Genomic DNA, 17,417 nt, shown 5'->3' on the forward strand with positions numbered 1-17,417 from the left:
GCGAACATATGAGCACCAGGCAAAGCCCCGATCTACCCAAGACCGCCAGCAGCGACCGGATCCTCTGGCTCGGTTCACAATTCCTGCTGGATGCCGTGGCCTGGGTCATCGCGATCATCATCGCCATGATCCTGCGCTACGAAATGACCTTCGACCCGGCCAAGATCGACGGCGTCGCCATCATCGCGGCGGTGGCCATCGTCAGCCAGCTGGTGGTCGGGACCGCCCTGTCGCTCTATCGGGGACGGTACAGCTTCGGGTCCTTCCACGAAGCCAAACTGCTGGTCATCGTCACCGTCACGGTCTCGGTGATCCTGACCATCGTGCTGCTCTTCGCGGGCATCCCGATGCAGATCGCCCGCGGCATCGGCCTGATTGCCTTCCCCTTCGCCTGCATCTTCATGGCGGCGATCCGCTACGTCAAACGCATGCATGTCGAGAGCAAGACCAAACCCGGGGACCACGCCGAACGCACACTGATCTACGGGGCCGGCTTCGTCGGCACCTCCATCGTGACCCGGATGAGCAACGACCGGCTCTCGCCCTGGCAACCGGTGGGACTGATCGACGACGACCCGTCCAAGAAGCATCTGCGCATCTCCTCCGTGCCGGTGCTGGGCCGCCGGGAAGACATCCCCGACGTGGTCCGCCGCACCCGGGCCACCGTGATCCTGCTGGCCATGGCGAACATGGATGCCGTGGCGATCCGGGAGATCAGCGATCTGGGGCACTCACTGGGGCTGAAGGTCCTGGTCGTCCCGCCGCTGCGCGACATGCTCACCGGAGGCCATGAATTCTCCTTCCGCGAAGTCGACATCGAGGATCTGATCGGTCGCCACCCGGTGGATATCCACGTCGACGAGATCGCCGGGTACGTCACGGGCAAACGCGTGCTGGTCACCGGGGCCGGCGGTTCCATCGGCTCCGAACTGTGCCGACAGATCAGCATGTACCAACCGGCCGAACTGATCATGCTCGACCGTGATGAAACCGGGTTGCAGACCACCCAGATCTCCTTGACCGGCCGGGGCCTGCTCAACGGGCAGGATACGGTGCTGGCCGATATCCGCGACGCCGAGACCCTGACCGGGATCTTCGTGGACCGCAAGCCGGAGGTCGTCTTCCACACCGCCGCACTCAAACACGTCTCGTTGTTGGAGCAGTATCCGGAGGAAGCCTGGAAGACCAACGTGCTGGGCAGCCTGAACGTGCTCAACGCGGCCCGGGGGGCCAACGTGGACACCTACGTGAACATCTCCACCGACAAGGCGGCCAACCCCACCACCGCGCTGGGGCACTCCAAACGGGTCGCCGAGAAGCTCACCGCCTGGATGGGCGAGCAGACCGGCTGCAAATACGTCTCGGTCAGGTTCGGCAACGTGCTGGGCAGTCGTGGTTCGGTGCTGCCGCTGTTCACCGATCAGATCCTCAAGGGGGGCCCGGTCACCGTCACCGACCCGGAGGCCACCCGGTTCTTCATGACCATCCCCGAAGCCTGCCAACTGGTCATCCAGGCCGGGGCGATCGGCCGGGGCGGGGAAGTGATGATCCTGGACATGGGCAAGGCGGTACGCATCCTTGACGTCGCCGAGCACATGATCCAGCTCAGCGGCAAGGACGTGGAAATCGAAATCACCGGACTGCGCCCGGGGGAGAAGCTGCACGAGGACCTCATCGGGGAAGGCGAAGGCGATGAACGCCCGCTGCACCCGAAGATCTCCCATGCCCATATCGACGTCCTGGATCCCGCCGTCATGGACCTGGGGGAGTGGAAGCACCGCCAGGGCCTCACCGATGGTCCCGGCCACGACGCCCAGGACGCCGTGTAGTGGCCGGAACCGCCATCGTGGCCATCGCCGTCGCATTCGTCGCCGGTGTCCTGCTGCCTTTCGCCCTCATCCCGCTGCTACAGCGCCTGGGGGTCATCGACGTGCCCAACGACCGCTCCTCGCACACCATCACCGCGGTGCGCGGATTGGGGTTGACCATCACCGTGGCCATCATGGCCGGCTTCGCGATCATCTGGGCCACCGCGGACAACGCCTCGGGGGGCCTGCTTCCCGTGGTGGCCGGGGTCGCCCTGGCCGCGGCCGTCCTGGGCTGGGTCGAGGACTACCGCGGGGTTTCGGTGGGCTGGCGGTTCTCCCTGCAACTGATCATCGGTGCCGTCGGCACCACGGCGATGGTCATCCTCACCGGCAGCTCCTGGTGGTGGATCCTCGTCGGGGCGCTGGCCCTGGGCGCCTACATCAACGTCGCCAACTTCATGGACGGCATCAACGGGATCAGCGGCCTGCACGGGCTGGTGGTCGGTCTCTTCTTCGCCGGGGCCGGGGCGATCGATGACCAGGCCTGGCTCATCGCCCCCTCCCTGGTCGTCGCCGCCGCCTTCGCCTCCTTCCTGCCCTGGAACCTGGGGCGGGGGCACGTCTTCCTCGGGGACGTGGGCAGCTACCTGCTGGGCGGAACGCTGGCGGCACTGGGCGCCGCGGCCTTCCTGAACGGGATGGAAGCCGGCTATCTGCTGGGCCCGGTGGCCATCTACCTGGCGGATACCGGTTACACCCTGCTGGCGCGGATCCGCGGCGGGGAACGGTGGTATGCCGCCCACCGCCAACACGTCTACCAGCGTCTGACCGACGTCGGACTCAGCCACCCCGCCTCGGCGCTGATGGTGGCCGGGGCCACCGCGCTCTGTGCCGGCGGTGCCATGATGGCCGTGCAGTCGGTGGGTTGGGGACAGTACCTCTGGGGCATTTTCATCCTGGCGATCGTGCTGGCCTACCTCTCCAGTCCGGTCTGGATCGGGCGCTTGCGTCGCAGCGTCGCGGCCTAGCGACCCCCGGTTCAGAATACTTTTCTATCTCGTGTAGAATCGGACGAGGTTTCCAGCGGAAACACAAAAAGTTGAACTGCTGCCCCACCCCTTCGCGACGGGTTTCGACCGGTCGGGGGGAGGAGCGACAAGGATGGGATGTACATGCCACAGGCGACTGGCTCGGGCGGCGTCGGCGTCGTCAAGGAGTCGGGGGAGACCGCGTCTCCCTGGCTGGCGATCCTGCGTACCTGTTCGATCGTCACCGGTCTTGCCGCCGTCCTCCTGGCCCTCGTGGCCTGGGTGGTCGCCGGGCCGGCAGCGGCGGGCAGCGCACTGGGATCGGTCGTCGTGGTCATCATCTTCTTCGGCATCAGCCTGGCCATCGGACATCTGGTGGGTCGGCGTAATCCTTCCGCGGCCTTCGGGGCGTTCATGATCGGCTACGTGGTGAAGGTCCTCCTGCTTGGCGGGTTGGCCTTCGGCCTGGGCCTGCCGGCCTGGACGGACGGGACCTGGCTTCTGGTCGGCGTCGTCTCCGCCGTGGTCATCTGGCAGGCAGTGGAGTTGCACGCCTTCTCCAAGCTGCGCCTGCAGTTGTACAACGACCCGATTCCCGCCACGGACGCCGGAGCGGGTGGGGCCTGATGTCCCCACCGAACGGCGACCGCCCCCAGGGCGGAGGGATCTCACCCTTCCGGGAGAACGTCAACTACATCGTTGGCGGGATCATCGCGTGGGGTTTGATAGGGTGGCTGTTGGACTTCTTGTTGCATGCCCGCTGGATCTGGTTGGTAGGTGCCCTTCTTGGAGCCGCCGCTGGATATTACCTGGCAGTCCTCCACAGAAAAGATCGTGCTTCCGGGCCGATTTCTGGTGCGGACGAGTAAGAACCAAAAAACTTCATCCGTTGGGAAACCTGAACGGCTTTCCAACGCTATTGCCCCATGACGGACACAGCAGAGAGGAACCGCGTTGATCGCGCTTGCGCTTCCGGCGGCCCCCGCAGAAGGTGGGTTCAAAGCCCCCGGCCTAGAGGACATGCACCTTCCCGAAATCATCCCGTGGGGAGCCGATTACGGCAGTGGCTTCGGCAAGCAGATGCTGCTGGTCATCCTCTCCGTCGTTCTCATTTCCTGGTTCTTCATGGCTACTTCTCGGCGCGGCAAGATCGTTCCGGGTAAATTCCAGTTCCTCGGTGAGGTCTCGTACAACTTCGTCCGTAACTCGGTCGGCAAGGACATCATCGGCGAAAAGGACTTCAAGCCCTACGTCCCGCTGCTGATGAGCCTGTTCTTCTTCATCTTGGTGAACAACCTCTTCGGTGTCGTGCCGATCTTCCAACTGCCCACCACATCGCATGTGGGCACCGCCTATGCACTGGCCGGCATCGTCTATGTGTACTGGATCTTCCTCGGCTTCAAGAAACACGGGATTGCCTACCTGAAGCTGTCCGTGGTCCCTTCGGGAGTCCCCAAGGCGATCCTGCCGTTGATCATCGTCATCGAGATCATCTCTAACTTCTTCGTCCGCCCGCTGACGCACAGTCTGCGTTTGTTTGCCACCATGCTTTCCGGTCACCTGATCGTGATGCTTGCCGCTGCCGGTACGTCCTTCATGCTCGTGGAGGGCGGTGCCTTCCTCAAGGGTCTGGGCGTGCTGACCTTTGCTGGCGGCGTGGCCATGGGCCTCTTCGAAGTCCTCATCATGGCCCTCCAGGCCTACGTCTTCGTCCTGCTGACAGCCATCTACATTCAAGGCGCGTTGGTCGAAGAACACTAAGAACCATTCCCTCTCGGGGGAACATCCTGTATCCAACACCCTGCCAACCGGCATTCTGAAAGGAACCAAATGGACATCTACGGCAGCCTCAACGCCATCGGCTACGGCCTCTCCGCAATCGGCGGTGCCATCGGCGTGGGCCTCGTCTTCGCCGCGTACATCAATGGCGTCGCACGTCAGCCCGAGGCACAGCGCGTGCTGCAGCCGATCGCCTTCCTCGGCCTGGCGCTGACGGAAGCCCTGGCCATCCTGGGCCTCGTCTTCGCCTTCATCTGGGGCCGCGTCTAAACTTCGGCTCCGTATTCGGAACCGAAGGTTAGAGTCTAAGAAAGACGGGTGAAACATGATCTACGCAGCACTTAGCGCGGCTGAGGGGAAAGTCAACCCCCTCTTCCCCAATGTGTGGGAAATCGCACTGACGCTGGTGACGTTCCTCGTTCTGCTGTACATCGTCAACAAGTTTGCCGTTCCGGCATTCGAGAAGACGTACAAGGAACGCTCAACAGCCATCGAGGGCGGGATTGCTAAGGCAGAAGCCGCACAGGCAGAAGCCAACGCAGCCCTCGAAGAGTACCGGCAGCAGCTGCTGGACGCCCGCACGGAAGCCAATCGCATTCGCGAGGAGGCCCGTGCTGAGGGGTCCAAGATCCTGGCCGACCTGAAGGAGAAGGCGGCGGCCGAGTCCGCACGCATCACCGATCAGGCACAGGTCCAGATCGAAGCTGAACGCCAGGCAGCCGTCGTCTCCCTCCGCGGAGAAGTCGGAACGCTGGCAACCCAGCTGGCCAGCCGCATCGTGGGCGAGTCCCTCGACGACGATGCACGCTCGGCCCGCGTGGTTGACCGCTTCCTGAGCGACCTCGAAAACGAGCAAAGCGCAGGTGCATCGAACTAATGGCAGGTGTATCGAGCCAGTCCCTGGCAGCGGCCCAGTCCGACCTTGAGGCGAAACTGCCCACGGTCGGGCTGCCGCTCGCCGAGGACCTCTTCGGCGTGTTGAGCATTATGGATTCCAATGCCGGCTTGCGCCGTGCCTTGACCGATCCGGCGCGCAGCACCGAGGAAAAGACCGCACTGACGTCCCGGCTACTGCGGGGCAAGGTCTCCGCGGAGGCCGAATCCATCGTGGCCGGCCTCGCCGGTTCCCGGTGGGGCTCGGCACGTGACATCGGAGATGCACTCGAAACGCTGGCCGCCACGGCGGCCATTAGCGTGGCTGAGCGCCAAGCAGAGGGACCAGCCGGTCTCGAAGCCTTGGAGGAAGACCTTTTCGGCTTCATCAGGGTTGTGGGGTCCAGTCATGATCTGCAGCGTGCGCTCGATGACCCGCAGGCCTCGGACGATGCCAAGCGCAAACTTGCGCTAAAGGTGTCCCCGCAGGCCGGCGAGGTCGCACGAGTCCTGATCGCCCAGGCAGTCCAGTCCCCCCGGGGCCTGAAGCCGGCGGCACTCGTGGAGAAGTTCGTGGAGTTGGTGGCCAAGCGCCAGCAGCGGTGGATTGCGCAAGTCAGCGCCACCCGTCCGTTGACTGACGAACAGTTCAACCGACTGCAGGCAGGGCTCAATAAGCTCTACGGACGCGATCTGAAGATCAACGCCGCAGTGGATCCATCACTAGTTGGAGGTATCCGGGTAGTCGTCGGTGACGAGGTTGTTGACGCAACCGCAGCCACCCGGCTCGCGGAACTCCGTCGTCGGTTGGCCGGCTAGCCCTCCCCCAGCGGGAGGGCGGCTTGCCGCCGACACCACAGACTGAAACAAACCCCGGTTTCCACCAGCAACACAGGTCGGAAACCACAATCTAGGAGAGCAGGGACTGCAGATGGCCGATTTGACCATCAACGCCGATGACGTCCGCAACGCCTTGACAGACTTCGCCGCGTCCTATGACCCGGGCAGCGCGGAGCGCGTCGAGGTCGGTCGCGTGACCACGGCTAGTGACGGCATCGCAAAGGTGGAGGGTCTTCCCTCCGTAATGGCCAACGAGCTTCTTCGTTTCGAAGACGGCACGCTGGGTCTGGCACAGAACCTCGACACCCGTGATATCGGCGTCGTCGTCCTGGGTGACTTCGCAGGCATTGAAGAAGGCCAGGAAGTCCACCGCACCGGTGAGATCCTCTCCGTGCCCGTGGGCGATAACTTCTTGGGTCGCGTGGTCGACCCGCTGGGCCAACCCATCGATGACATGGGCGACATCGTCCCCGAGGGCCGCCGCCCGCTGGAGCTTCAGGCTCCCGGTGTGACGCAGCGCCAGTCGGTCGGTGAGCCGATGCAGACGGGCATGAAGGCGATCGACGCCATGATCCCCGTGGGTCGTGGCCAGCGTCAGCTGATCATCGGTGACCGCCAGACGGGCAAGACCGCCCTGGCCGTCGACACGATCATCAACCAGAAGGACAACTGGGCCTCCGGGGATGTCTCCAAGCAGGTGCGCTGCATCTACGTGGCCATCGGCCAGAAGGCCTCCACGATCGCCGCGGTCCGCCAGTCGCTCGAAGAGCACGGCGCCATGGAGTACACCACCATCGTGGCCTCCCCGGCCTCGGACCCCGCAGGCTTCAAGTACCTGGCACCGTACGCCGGCTCGGCCATCGGCCAGCACTGGATGTACGGCGGCAAGCACGTTCTGGTCGTCTTCGATGACCTGTCCAAGCAGGCCGAAGCCTACCGTGCCGTCTCCCTGCTGCTGCGTCGTCCGCCGGGACGCGAGGCCTACCCGGGTGACGTGTTCTACCTGCACTCCCGCCTGCTGGAACGTTGCGCCAAGCTCTCCGACGAGCTCGGCGCCGGCTCGATGACCGGTCTGCCGATCATCGAAACCAAGGCGAACGACGTGTCGGCCTACATCCCGACCAACGTCATCTCCATCACCGACGGACAGATCTTCCTGCAGTCGGACCTCTTCAACGCCAACCAGCGTCCGGCCGTCGACGTGGGCATCTCGGTGTCCCGCGTGGGTGGTTCGGCGCAGACGAAGGCGATGAAGAAGGTCTCCGGCACGCTGAAGCTGGAACTGGCCCAGTACCGGGACATGCAGGCCTTCGCCATGTTCGCCTCGGACCTGGATGCCGCGACCAAGCAGCAGCTGACCCGTGGCGCCCGCCTGATGGAACTGCTCAAGCAGGGCCAGTACGCCCCGTACCCGGTCGCCGAGCAGGTTGCTTCGGTTTGGGCCGGCACGAACGGCCACCTGGACGCCGTCCCGGTCGAGGATGTCCGCCGCTTCGAGAAGGAATTCCTCGAGTACCTGCGCAACCGCACCGACGTGCTGACCACCATCACCCAGACGGGCAAGTTGGAGGACTCCACGTTCGAGGCGCTGAACACCGGCATCGAGGAGTTCAAGAAGGGCTTCTTCGGCGACGGGGAGCAGTTGGTTGGCCCCGGGCACGAGGAGCATGACGCCCTGGGTGAAGAGAACGTCGACCAGGAAAAGATCGTCAAGCAGAAACGCTGACGTTCTCCGTGAGGTGGTGCCGCGACCCGCGGGTCGTGGCACCACCGCCACGGACTAGGAAAGGATAAACATGGGAGCCCAGATTCGGGTCTACCGCCAGAAGATCGCCTCGACCTCGTCGATGGGCAAGATCTTCAAGGCGATGGAACTGATCGCCACTTCCCGCATCGGCAAGGCACGCAGCCGCGTTTCGGCTTCAATGCCATACGCCCGTGCGATCACCCGTGCCGTTTCTGCCGTCGCGTCCCAGTCCGAGGTCGAACACCCGCTGACCACCGAGCCGGAACAAGTCCGCCGCTCGGCCGTGTTGGTGATGACGTCCGATCGCGGCTTGGCCGGTGCCTATTCGGTCAGTGCGATCAAGCAGGCAGAATCGCTCATCGAACTGCTGCACGGTGAAGGCAAGGAAATCAGCACCTACATCGTCGGCCGCAAGGCCCAGGCGTACTTCGACTTCCGCAACCGCGACTATGCGCGGGTGTGGACCGGGGACACCGACGCTCCGAAGTTCGAAACGGCCCAGGAGATCGGCGAGGCGCTGCTGGAGGCCTTCAACACCCCGTACGAGGAAGGCGGTGTGGAGGAGATCCACGTCGTCTTCACGCAGTTCAAGTCCATGGTCCTCCAGGAGCCGACGGTCATCCGTCTACTGCCCCTGGAAGTCGTGGAGGAGGAAGTGCAACGCGAGAGCGATCTGCTGCCGCTGTACGAGTACGAACCGGAACCGGAACAGGTTCTGGACGCACTCCTGCCGCGCTACATCGAATCCCGCATCTTTGCAGCCATGCTGCAGGCGGCCGCATCGGAACTGGCTGCCCGCCAGCGCGCGATGAAGGCAGCCGGGGACAACGCCAACGAGTTGATCAAGAAGTACACGCGACTTCGGAACAACGCCCGTCAGGCGGAGATCACCCAGGAACTGTCGGAAATCGTGGCAGGTGCCGACGCGCTCAGCGCGTAGCAGCCGGCCGATCACCATTTACCCCCACGCTCTAGAGATACAAGCGAAGTGAGAGAGATGACTGCCCAACTAAACGAGCAGGGAACCGCCGCCGCAGCCCCGGGAGCAACCGGGCGCATCGCGCGCGTCACTGGCCCGGTCGTCGACGTCGAATTCCCGGCCGATGCCCTTCCCGCCCTGTACAACGCCCTGACCGCAGATATCACGCTTAACGGCGAGACCCACACGGTCACCTTCGAAACCAGCCAGTACCTTGGCGACGACCTGGTCCGCGCGATCTCGCTGCAGGCCACCGACGGGCTCGTCCGCGGCGCCGTCGTCCAGGACACCGGCTCCTCGATCTCCGTGCCCGTCGGCGACGTCGTCAAGGGACACATCTTCAACGTGCTCGGCGAACCGCTCGACGTTCCGGCCTCCGATCTGGAGATCACCGAACGCTGGCCCATCCACCGCGAGGCCCCGGCCTTCGCGACACTGGAAGCCTCCACGGAGATCCTCGAGACCGGCATCAAGTCCATTGACTTGCTCACCCCCTACATCCAGGGCGGCAAGATCGGTCTGTTCGGTGGTGCCGGTGTCGGCAAGACCGTGCTGATCCAGGAAATGATCACCCGTGTGGCCCGCAACTTCGGCGGTACCTCGGTCTTCGCCGGTGTCGGCGAGCGGACCCGTGAGGGCAACGACCTCTGGGTTGAAATGGAAGAATCAGGGGTCCTGAAGGATACCGCCCTGGTCTTCGGCCAGATGGACGAGCCGCCGGGAACCCGGCTGCGCGTGGCGCTGTCGGCCCTGACCATGGCGGAGTACTTCCGCGATGTGCAGAACCAGGACGTGCTGCTGTTCATCGACAACATCTACCGCTTCACGCAGGCAGGTTCCGAGGTGTCGACCCTGCTGGGCCGCATGCCCTCGGCCGTGGGCTACCAGCCCAACCTGGCGGATGAGATGGGTACCCTCCAGGAGCGCATCACCTCCACGAAGGGCCACTCCATCACCTCGATGCAGGCCATCTACGTCCCCGCGGACGACTACACCGACCCGGCGCCGGCCACGACGTTCGCGCACTTGGATGCGACCACGGAACTCTCCCGTGAAATCGCCTCCCGTGGCCTGTACCCGGCCATCGACCCGCTGACCTCCACGTCCCGCATCCTGGACCCGCAGTATGTGGGCCAGGAGCACTACGACACGGCCGTGCGGGTCAAGTCGATCCTGCAGAAGAACAAGGAACTCCAGGACATCATCGCGATCCTGGGTGTCGACGAGCTCTCCGAGGAAGACAAGATCGTCGTCTCCCGGGCCCGTCGCATCCAGCAGTTCCTGTCGCAGAACACCTACACCGCCAAGCAGTTCACCGGTGTCGACGGCTCGACCGTGTCCATCAAGGACACCATCGAGGGCTTCAAGGCCATCTGCGACGGCGACCTGGACCACATTGCCGAACAGGCGTTCTTCAACATCGGCGGTCTGGACGACGTCGAGCGCCAGTGGGCCGAGATCCAGGGCAAGAGCAAGTAGCCATGGCCGAACTCGAAGTCGAAATCGTTGCCGCGGACCACTTCGTGTGGTCCGGGGCAGCGGAACTGGTCAAGGCCCGCACCAGCGATGGCGAGATCGGCGTCATGCCCGGGCACAGCCCGGTCCTGGCGGTTCTCGCAGCCGGTGAGTTGGCCATCGTGCCCTCCAATGGCGAGCGGTTCACGGTCCAGGCCGACGGCGGTTTCTTCTCGGTCGACCATGACCGGGTTGTCATCGTGGCTGACAATGCGCAGCTCGACGATGCCGTCGCGGTAGGAAACCGATAGTCCGCCCTTGAACGACATCGGCATTCCCGTCATCATCCTGGCTGCGGCCCTGCTCCTGCTGTTGATGATGTTGGGTGCCATGGGGGTGCGTCGCCATCAGTTGCGGCGCGCCCTGGGGACTTTCGACGCCTCCATCTCCACGACCTCCGGGAAGTGGATGATGGGGGTTTGTCGTTATACGGGGACCGACCTGGAATTCCTCCGGTTGTTCTCGGTGACCCCGGTGCCCCTGCACCGCTACGCCAGGACGTCGCTGGAACTGATCGGGTGGCGGGAGTCCGAAGGTGAGGAACGCATCAGGGTCCAGCCCGGCGCCGTCGTCGTGGATCTGGTTGCCGGGGGGATCCCGATCCTGTTGGCGATGGATTACGGCTCCTATACGGGCCTGCGCAGTTGGATCGAAGCCGGCCCGGTGGCCGGGGTCGGGACGTGGCGCTGAAGCGACCACCCCTGGACATGGCCATGGCGCGCACCCCCTGGATGAGGGGATGCGCGCCATGGCTTTTTTCGTGGACTCCCGGCGGTGCGGCCGGAGGGCCCTCTAGATTCCGGTGACTCCCGTGGCCTGGGGGCCCTTGGCTCCCTGACCGATCTCGAACTCGACCCGCTGGTTTTCCTCCAGCGTGCGGAAGCCGTTGCTCTGGATTTCCGAGTAGTGGACGAACACATCGCCGTCAGCCTCGTCCGGCGTGATGAAGCCGAAGCCCTTTTCAGCGTTGAACCACTTCACGGTGCCCTGCGCCATGTATATCTCCTCATTGATGTGAAACTAACCGCACACGGCGTCTTGCCGCGTCCGGACGGTACCGAAGTGGGAAGATGCCGACGTGGCCGGCGGTACTTCACACCCGCAACCTGCTTTGCGGGCATGTACATGACCAACACAAAGACTGAGTTGATCATCACACATCAATGTGGCGTATTCAACGGTAAAAGCCCATGTGGCGGGTGATTACCCGTGATGGGGCGCCAGCTCGACCCCGTCGCGGTAGACGCGGAGGAGCCTGAAGTGCCGGTCGACGATGACGGCGTCGGCGCTGAAACCGATGCCCAGGGCACCGACCTCGTCGGTCAGGCCCACCAGTTCGGCGGGGACCGAGGAGGCCGAAAGCACTGCCTGCTCCAACGGAACCCCCGCCTCGACGGTGCTGCGGACCACGTCCAACATGGTGGCGGTGCCTCCGGCCAGCGAGTTGCCCTCGGCCAGCCGGGCCGCCCCATCGGCGACCACCACGTCCTGCGGGCCCAGGGTGTACTGCCCGTCGGGCAAACCGGTGGCGGCCATGGAGTCGGTGACCAGCACGATGGATTCGGCGCCGAGCAGGACGAACATCGCCCGGACGATCGCCGGATCCAGATGCACTCCGTCGGCGATCAGCTCCACCACGACCTTGCCGGCCGCGGCGGCCTCGAGGCAGGCGGCCACCGGACCGGGGGAGCGGTGGTGCATCGGGGGCATGCCGTTGAACAGGTGCGTCACGGTGGCGCGTTCGGTATAGCCGTCGAAGCCTGCCGAGGAGAGTTCCTCCACGGCCACATCGAGCGAGGCGGTGACGGTGGGCGCATCGGCGTTGGTGTGTCCCAGCGAGGGCAGGACCCCGTGGGAGACCAGTTGCTCCACCAGGGGATCGGAACCGGCCAGCTCGGGGGCGTAGGTCATGGTGCGCAGCTGGCCGCGGGCCGCGGCGACCAGTTCGTCCACGAAGGCCGGGTCGGGGGCCGAGAGCAGGGACGGGTCCTGGGCGCCGCAGCGCACCGTGGACAGGAACGGGCCCTCGGAATGGATGCCGGCGATGAGCTCACGTTCGGCGAAATCGGCCAGCACGGAGGCGGCGGAGAGCAGATCGGCGCGGGTGGCGGTGACCAGCGAGGCGAGCAGCGTCGTCGTCCCGGCGGCATGGAGGAACTCGATGGAACGGGCCGCGGCCTCGGCGTCCCCGCTGGGGAAGTCCCCTCCGGCGGCTCCATGGCAGTGCACATCGACCAATCCGGGCATGATGGTCGCCCCCGCCGGCAGCTGCACGTCGGGATGGGAGGCGGACTGCGGCCACCGGGAGAATTCCTCGGGGGTGCCGACGAAGACGATGCGATCGGCTTCGAAGGCGATCACGGCGTCATCGAGGATGGCGCCTCCGGTGACGGCACGGCCGCGCAGGGACAGCCGGGTGGGTTCTTCGGTGGATGTCATGACCCCAGCATAGTTTCTGCCCGGCGGGCGACCTAGAAGGGTTTCCCGGGTGAAGCGGCGGGCCGGGGACCAGCGGGTCAGAACAGGCGGGAGGCGCTGTCGTCGACCCCGCGCATGGCGTCGTAATCCAGGGTCAGGCATTCGATGCCGCGATCGGTGGCCAGGGTGCGTGCCTGGGGTTTGATCTGCTGGGCAGCGAAGACCCCCCGGACCGGGGCCAGCAGCGGATCGCGGTTCATCAGCTCCAGATAGCGGGTGAGCTGCTCGACGCCATCGATATCGCCGCGGCGTTTGAGCTCGATCGCCACGGTGGAGCCCTCGGCGTCCCGGGCCAGGATGTCCACCGGCCCGATCGCCGTCATGTATTCGCGGCGCACGAGCTTGAAGCCCTCGCCCAGGGTATGGATCTGCTCGGCCAGCAGGCGCTGCAGATCTGCTTCGACCCCGTCCTTGATCAGCCCGGGATCGGTCCCGAGCTCATGGCTGGAATCGTGCAGGACCTCATGGATCCTGATGACCAGGTGGTCATCGACCTTGGAGTGCTGGACGCGCCAGGTCTCCACGACGCCCTCGGCTGCGGCATCCTCATCGGCCGGGGCGATGTGCATGGTCGCCGGCGGGCTCATCCAGTTCAGCGGCTTATATGAACCGCCGTCCGAATGGATGAGGACGGAGCCGTCGGCCTTGACCATGAGCAGGCGGGTCGCCAACGGCAGATGGGCACGCAGACGGCCCAGGTAATCGACTGAGCAACGAGCTATCACTAAACGCACATCCAGCACTCTACCGTCCGTTCCCCCCGGTGGGCATTCCCGCTGCGCCGATGGAAAGCGATACGATCGCGAACATGCCCCGCTCCAACCGCCCGCGTCGCCCGCAGCGCCAGGCCCGCCCCAATAAGTGGGCGCAGGCCGAACGACGCCGCAGCGAGGACGACGGCGGGTTCAGGGGCCCGGGGCTGTCGATCCCCTCGGTGCAGAGCGCACCGGACGGCCAATGGCATGTCCGGCGGATCTCTGCGGCCCGGGCCGGGAAGAACTACACCTGCCCGGGATGCCATCGCACGATCGATCCGGGCGTCGAGCATATCGTCGCGTGGCGGGCGGACCATTGGAGCGGCGAGGAGGCCTCCGCCGCCTCCCGGCGGCACTGGCATCTCAAATGCTGGAACGGCCGCAGCTTCCGCTACTGATCCGGCCCGGGAACCGGACCGCCCCGGGACGGGGTCCTAGCGCCGTTCCTGCCGGGCCATGAATACCTCGCGGATCAGCAGCATCGTGGAGGCCGCCAGCGGGATGGCCATCAGGGCACCGACGATGCCCATGAGCGTCCCGCCGGCGATCACGGCGATCACGGCCACGGCCCCGGGAACCGCAACGGTGCGTTGCATCACCCGCGGCGAGATGAAATAGGCCTCGAACTGCAGGTAGCCGAAGTAGAAGATCGCATAGACCACCGCGGTCTCCCAGCCGACCGTCAGGGCGATCAGCGAGACCAGGATCCCGGCGATGACCGCCCCGACCAGCGGGATGAATGCCAGGACGACGACGACCAGGGCCAGCAGCAGGGAATAGGGGACCCCGACGATCGTCATGATGATGAAGGCATACAGGGCGTTGAGCAGGGCGACGATGGCCTGGCCCATCACGTAGTTGCCCACGCTGTTGGAGATCTGCTCGGACAGCGTCTCCACGCGCTGGCGCTTGGACCGCGGGACCAAGCGGTAGGCCCAGGATTTCAACCCGGGCAACGCCGCCAGGATGTAGATGGCCAGCACCAGGACGATGAGTGTGCCGAACAGACCCTGGGCCACGACCCCGCCGACCCCGATCACCCCGCCGAAGACCCCACCGAGGGCGTCGGTGTTCTGGAAGAACTTATCGACTTCCTGAGTGATGCGTTCGCGGACCTGGAACTGCTCGTCGATGGTGGTGAAGAAATCCGAGTTCAGGAAGCTGTCGACGATGTCCGGGGCCTTCTCCACGAAGGCGGTGGTCTGCTTGACGATGGTCGGGATGAGGATGCCCACCGCACCGCCGAAGATGACGGCCAACAACAGCATCGCCGCCAGCACGCCCACCGGGCGGGGGACCCGGTGGCGTTCCAGATACCTGACGATCGGATCCAGCCCCAGGGCGATGAACAAGGCAATGGCGATCCAGACCAGCAGGGAGCCGACATTGGTCAGGATGAAATACAGTAGCAGCGCCAGCCCGACGCCGACGCTGAACATGAACCCGGTGAAGACCGGATGGTGTCCGCCCGGGACGTTGAGGAGCGGTTCGGCCTCGGGGTCGGCGGCGGGGCGCGCGGCCGGCGGGCGGGTGATTCCGGTGGCGTGCAGGAACCGGCCCAACAACGTCGGCTTCCCCGCCGGCGGGGCCCCGGTTGCCGGCTCCGCCGGGCGCGGGGAAGCCGGGACGTCGGCACTCGCGGCTTCGAAGGCACCGCGGTCGGTGCCGGGGAGTTGTTCGCCGTCGTCCGGGGTGGCATTGCTCTCTTTCATCACGAGCCCGAGCCTACCTTTCCGGCGTCATGCGGCGGGTGTTCGGCCGTCCGGATCCACCACATCACGTGCTCCGCGACACAGCCGGGAACCGCCGGGGTAACCGATTCGTTATCATTGCAGTGTGGCCGGTCTGCAACTGTGCCCGACCACGACCGAGGCCGATCATCGACCCCCATTTTGTTAGGTGTAATTACGTGCGAATCTTCATTGCTGCGATCTCCATTTTGCTGGGCGCCCTGGCCCTGGTGGTGGGGATCGGGCAGCGGACCTTCTGGGCGCCGCCCGAGACCGTGACGGCGACCGTGCAGACCGAGCTGAAGGACGCCCCGCTGACCGTGGTCGAGCCCGGCGTCGCGGAGATCGAGGACCGGCCCGTCGATGTCACCGTCGAAGCCGATGGCGAATTCACCGCCGCTCTCGGACGCAGTTCCGACGTCGACGCCTGGGTCGGCAAGGCCGCCCACAACACGATTTCGGGGATCGATGACGAAGCAATGACGCTGACGGCCGAGCACTCGAAGGGCGAGGCCAAGGTCCCGAACCCCAAGAACTCCGATCTCTGGGTTGCCTCCGAATCAGCCGATTCACATATGGTCCACCGCTGGACCGCACCCGACGAGGGCGACTGGTCGCTGCTGCTGGCCACCGATGGGACGAAGGCCGCACCCACCGACATCACCGTTTCCTGGGAGAACGACGCCACCGCACCGTTCTCCATCCCGCTGATCATCGTGGGATCACTGCTGATCCTCTTCGGTCTGGCCTCCGTCCTGGTTGGACGCGGCGGACGAGGCAAGGGCCCGGAGGCCTCGGCACCGACCGGTGGCGGGTCAACGACCCCGGCCGCCGGCTCCGGAAGCGGCGCCTCGACGCTCCAGCGCACCGCGACGGTCGTCGCCGCGGCCGCCCTGGTCCTGGTGCCGGCCCTGCCCGCCTCCGCTGCCACCGGATCCGCCACCGCATCCCCTTCGGCATCCAGCACGGAGCAGGACCAGGACGGCGATGATGTCCATGCCGTGCTGCAGGAGGACCAGTTGGACCGGATCCTGGAATCCGTGGCGGATACCGTCTCCAGCGGCGACAAGGCCCAGGATGCCAAGAAGCTCAAGTCCCGGGTCGGTGGGGACGCCCTGTCCCTGCGCAAGACAAATTATTCGCAGCGCAACGACGGATTGAAGATCCCCGCCCCCGGGACCGTGGCTGCCGCGCCGGTCCGTTCGGCAGCAGTGACCACCACCACGAAATGGCCGCGGACCTCGATGATCGTCACGCAGGCCAAGGACGCGAAGATCCCCCGGGTGCTGGTGCTCAAGCAGGAGGACCCCCGCGCGAACTACAAACTCATCAACGAGGTCTCCATGCTCCCCGGATCGGAGTTCCCCGGGCTGGCCGTGGGGGACACCTCGGTGCGGACCCTGGATAACAAGGACGATTCGGTGAAGACCGCTCCGGCCACGGCCGCCAAGGACCTGGCGGCCTACCTCAGCGATTCCAAGTCCAAGAAGAAGGGGCAGTTCGCCGAAAGCGCCTTCATCTCGGCCACCCATGAGGGACAGGCCAAGGAGATCAAGGACAATAAGAACGCCAAGATCAAGTATGAGCACAAGGTCGATCAGAAATCCCTCGAAGTGCTCTCCACCCCCAATGGCGGGGCCCTGGTCAGCGGGCTGTTGAACAGCACCATGACGGCCACCCCGAAGGAAGAGGGCGGCACGGTGAAGCTCGATGACGCCAGCGCCAAGCTCGCCGACGCCAAGAGCACCAAGAAGGGTGTGGTCACCAAATCGGCCGAACCCGTCGTCTTTTACATCCCCGGCGCCGACAGCAAGGACAAGATCCGCCTGATTGCGGGGGAGATCGTCCTGCAGTCCGCCAAAGTGAAGTAGTCCTCGGGGACCAC

Annotated in this window: 18 protein-coding genes; 14 read left to right on the forward strand and 4 right to left on the reverse strand. The window is 65.1% G+C overall.

Going from position 1 to position 17,417, the window contains the following annotated elements; translation table 11 throughout:
- The first annotated feature begins 8 nt into the window (after positions 1–8).
- The 12 genes from ACT3UE_RS06965 to ACT3UE_RS07020 all read left to right on the forward strand — a co-directional run bounded on the left by ACT3UE_RS06965 (position 9) and on the right by ACT3UE_RS07020 (position 11,259).
- The gene (locus ACT3UE_RS06965; RefSeq protein ID WP_444566475.1) at positions 9–1,829 is read left to right on the forward strand and encodes a polysaccharide biosynthesis protein; all 1,821 of its coding nucleotides are present in this window, start codon (positions 9–11) and stop codon (positions 1,827–1,829) included.
- Positions 1,829–2,836: a UDP-phosphate glycosyltransferase gene (locus ACT3UE_RS06970; protein WP_444553575.1), complete on the forward strand. Its 1,008-nt coding sequence runs from the start codon at positions 1,829–1,831 to the stop codon at positions 2,834–2,836. Before ACT3UE_RS06965 ends, ACT3UE_RS06970 begins: the two co-directional genes overlap by 1 nt.
- A gap of 144 nt (positions 2,837–2,980) precedes the next feature.
- Entirely contained in the window at positions 2,981–3,463 is a 483-nt protein-coding gene (locus tag ACT3UE_RS06975; protein WP_444553574.1) for a hypothetical protein, read from the forward strand.
- A gap of 327 nt (positions 3,464–3,790) precedes the next feature.
- Positions 3,791–4,597, forward strand: a complete 807-nt coding sequence (gene atpB / locus ACT3UE_RS06980) for a F0F1 ATP synthase subunit A (RefSeq protein ID WP_444553573.1) — start codon at positions 3,791–3,793, stop codon at positions 4,595–4,597.
- A 69-nt stretch (positions 4,598–4,666) separates the two neighbouring features.
- Positions 4,667–4,885, forward strand: coding sequence for an ATP synthase F0 subunit C (atpE, locus tag ACT3UE_RS06985; RefSeq protein ID WP_086998932.1), 219 nt, complete (start codon positions 4,667–4,669; stop codon positions 4,883–4,885).
- Between the two features lie 55 nt (positions 4,886–4,940).
- The gene (locus tag ACT3UE_RS06990; RefSeq protein ID WP_444561566.1) at positions 4,941–5,492 is read left to right on the forward strand and encodes a F0F1 ATP synthase subunit B; all 552 of its coding nucleotides are present in this window, start codon (positions 4,941–4,943) and stop codon (positions 5,490–5,492) included.
- Positions 5,492–6,307 carry a F0F1 ATP synthase subunit delta gene (locus tag ACT3UE_RS06995; RefSeq protein WP_444553571.1) on the forward strand — a complete coding sequence of 272 codons (816 nt, stop codon included), beginning with the start codon at positions 5,492–5,494 and terminating at the stop codon, positions 6,305–6,307. Before ACT3UE_RS06990 ends, ACT3UE_RS06995 begins: the two co-directional genes overlap by 1 nt.
- 112 nt (positions 6,308–6,419) lie before the next feature.
- Positions 6,420–8,054, forward strand: coding sequence for a F0F1 ATP synthase subunit alpha (atpA, locus tag ACT3UE_RS07000; protein ID WP_444553570.1), 1,635 nt, complete (start codon positions 6,420–6,422; stop codon positions 8,052–8,054).
- 70 nt (positions 8,055–8,124) lie between these two features.
- Positions 8,125–9,015: a F0F1 ATP synthase subunit gamma gene (locus ACT3UE_RS07005; protein WP_444553569.1), complete on the forward strand. Its 891-nt coding sequence runs from the start codon at positions 8,125–8,127 to the stop codon at positions 9,013–9,015.
- Positions 9,016–9,072: 57 nt separating this feature from the next.
- Positions 9,073–10,533, forward strand: a complete 1,461-nt coding sequence (gene atpD, locus ACT3UE_RS07010; protein WP_444553568.1) for a F0F1 ATP synthase subunit beta — start codon at positions 9,073–9,075, stop codon at positions 10,531–10,533.
- 2 nt (positions 10,534–10,535) lie between these two features.
- On the forward strand, positions 10,536–10,820 hold the full coding sequence (locus ACT3UE_RS07015; protein WP_444553567.1) for a F0F1 ATP synthase subunit epsilon: 285 nt from the start codon (positions 10,536–10,538) through the stop codon (positions 10,818–10,820).
- A 7-nt stretch (positions 10,821–10,827) separates the two neighbouring features.
- On the forward strand, positions 10,828–11,259 hold the full coding sequence (locus ACT3UE_RS07020; RefSeq protein WP_444553566.1) for a DUF2550 domain-containing protein: 432 nt from the start codon (positions 10,828–10,830) through the stop codon (positions 11,257–11,259).
- A gap of 102 nt (positions 11,260–11,361) precedes the next feature.
- On the opposite strand, the gene ACT3UE_RS07025 is transcribed toward ACT3UE_RS07020, so the two are convergent.
- From ACT3UE_RS07025 to nucS, 3 genes are all read right to left on the reverse strand, one after another.
- Positions 11,362–11,565 (reverse strand): cold-shock protein, encoded by a 204-nt coding sequence (locus tag ACT3UE_RS07025; RefSeq protein WP_086998333.1) that lies wholly within the window; start codon positions 11,563–11,565, stop codon positions 11,362–11,364.
- A gap of 207 nt (positions 11,566–11,772) precedes the next feature.
- Positions 11,773–13,008, reverse strand: a complete 1,236-nt coding sequence (locus ACT3UE_RS07030; protein ID WP_444566476.1) for an N-acetylglucosamine-6-phosphate deacetylase — start codon at positions 13,006–13,008, stop codon at positions 11,773–11,775.
- Between the two features lie 77 nt (positions 13,009–13,085).
- Positions 13,086–13,781 (reverse strand): endonuclease NucS, encoded by a 696-nt coding sequence (gene nucS / locus ACT3UE_RS07035; protein ID WP_444553564.1) that lies wholly within the window; start codon positions 13,779–13,781, stop codon positions 13,086–13,088.
- A gap of 74 nt (positions 13,782–13,855) precedes the next feature.
- On the opposite strand from nucS, the gene ACT3UE_RS07040 reads away from it, so the two are divergent.
- Positions 13,856–14,200 (forward strand): hypothetical protein, encoded by a 345-nt coding sequence (locus tag ACT3UE_RS07040; RefSeq protein WP_444566477.1) that lies wholly within the window; start codon positions 13,856–13,858, stop codon positions 14,198–14,200.
- 36 nt (positions 14,201–14,236) lie between these two features.
- Here the strand turns inward: ACT3UE_RS07040 and ACT3UE_RS07045 are convergent, their stop codons facing one another.
- Positions 14,237–15,514: an AI-2E family transporter gene (locus tag ACT3UE_RS07045; RefSeq protein ID WP_444553612.1), complete on the reverse strand. Its 1,278-nt coding sequence runs from the start codon at positions 15,512–15,514 to the stop codon at positions 14,237–14,239.
- 197 nt (positions 15,515–15,711) lie between these two features.
- On the opposite strand from ACT3UE_RS07045, the gene ACT3UE_RS07050 reads away from it, so the two are divergent.
- Positions 15,712–17,403 carry a hypothetical protein gene (locus tag ACT3UE_RS07050; RefSeq protein WP_444553562.1) on the forward strand — a complete coding sequence of 564 codons (1,692 nt, stop codon included), beginning with the start codon at positions 15,712–15,714 and terminating at the stop codon, positions 17,401–17,403.
- Positions 17,404–17,417 lie beyond the last annotated feature (14 nt).

This window comes from Arthrobacter sp. 179 (assembly GCF_052379645.1).
Taxonomy (GTDB): domain Bacteria; phylum Actinomycetota; class Actinomycetes; order Actinomycetales; family Micrococcaceae; genus Arthrobacter_H.

Bases quoted from the DNA above. Each gene is read 5' to 3' on its own strand.
- atpD (WP_444553568.1), top strand. From the start codon at position 9,073: ATGACTGCCCAACTAAACGAGCAGGGAACCGCCGCCGCAGCCCCGGGA.
- ACT3UE_RS06965 (WP_444566475.1), top strand. From the start codon at position 9: ATGAGCACCAGGCAAAGCCCCGATCTACCCAAGACCGCCAGCAGCGAC.
- ACT3UE_RS07040 (WP_444566477.1), top strand. From the start codon at position 13,856: ATGCCCCGCTCCAACCGCCCGCGTCGCCCGCAGCGCCAGGCCCGCCCC.
- ACT3UE_RS07025 (WP_086998333.1), bottom strand. From the start codon at position 11,565: ATGGCGCAGGGCACCGTGAAGTGGTTCAACGCTGAAAAGGGCTTCGGC.
- ACT3UE_RS06995 (WP_444553571.1), top strand. From the start codon at position 5,492: ATGGCAGGTGTATCGAGCCAGTCCCTGGCAGCGGCCCAGTCCGACCTT.
- ACT3UE_RS07005 (WP_444553569.1), top strand. From the start codon at position 8,125: ATGGGAGCCCAGATTCGGGTCTACCGCCAGAAGATCGCCTCGACCTCG.
- ACT3UE_RS07015 (WP_444553567.1), top strand. From the start codon at position 10,536: ATGGCCGAACTCGAAGTCGAAATCGTTGCCGCGGACCACTTCGTGTGG.
- ACT3UE_RS07045 (WP_444553612.1), bottom strand. From the start codon at position 15,514: ATGAAAGAGAGCAATGCCACCCCGGACGACGGCGAACAACTCCCCGGC.
- ACT3UE_RS07030 (WP_444566476.1), bottom strand. From the start codon at position 13,008: ATGACATCCACCGAAGAACCCACCCGGCTGTCCCTGCGCGGCCGTGCC.
- atpE (WP_086998932.1), top strand. From the start codon at position 4,667: ATGGACATCTACGGCAGCCTCAACGCCATCGGCTACGGCCTCTCCGCA.
- ACT3UE_RS06975 (WP_444553574.1), top strand. From the start codon at position 2,981: ATGCCACAGGCGACTGGCTCGGGCGGCGTCGGCGTCGTCAAGGAGTCG.
- ACT3UE_RS06990 (WP_444561566.1), top strand. From the start codon at position 4,941: ATGATCTACGCAGCACTTAGCGCGGCTGAGGGGAAAGTCAACCCCCTC.
- atpA (WP_444553570.1), top strand. From the start codon at position 6,420: ATGGCCGATTTGACCATCAACGCCGATGACGTCCGCAACGCCTTGACA.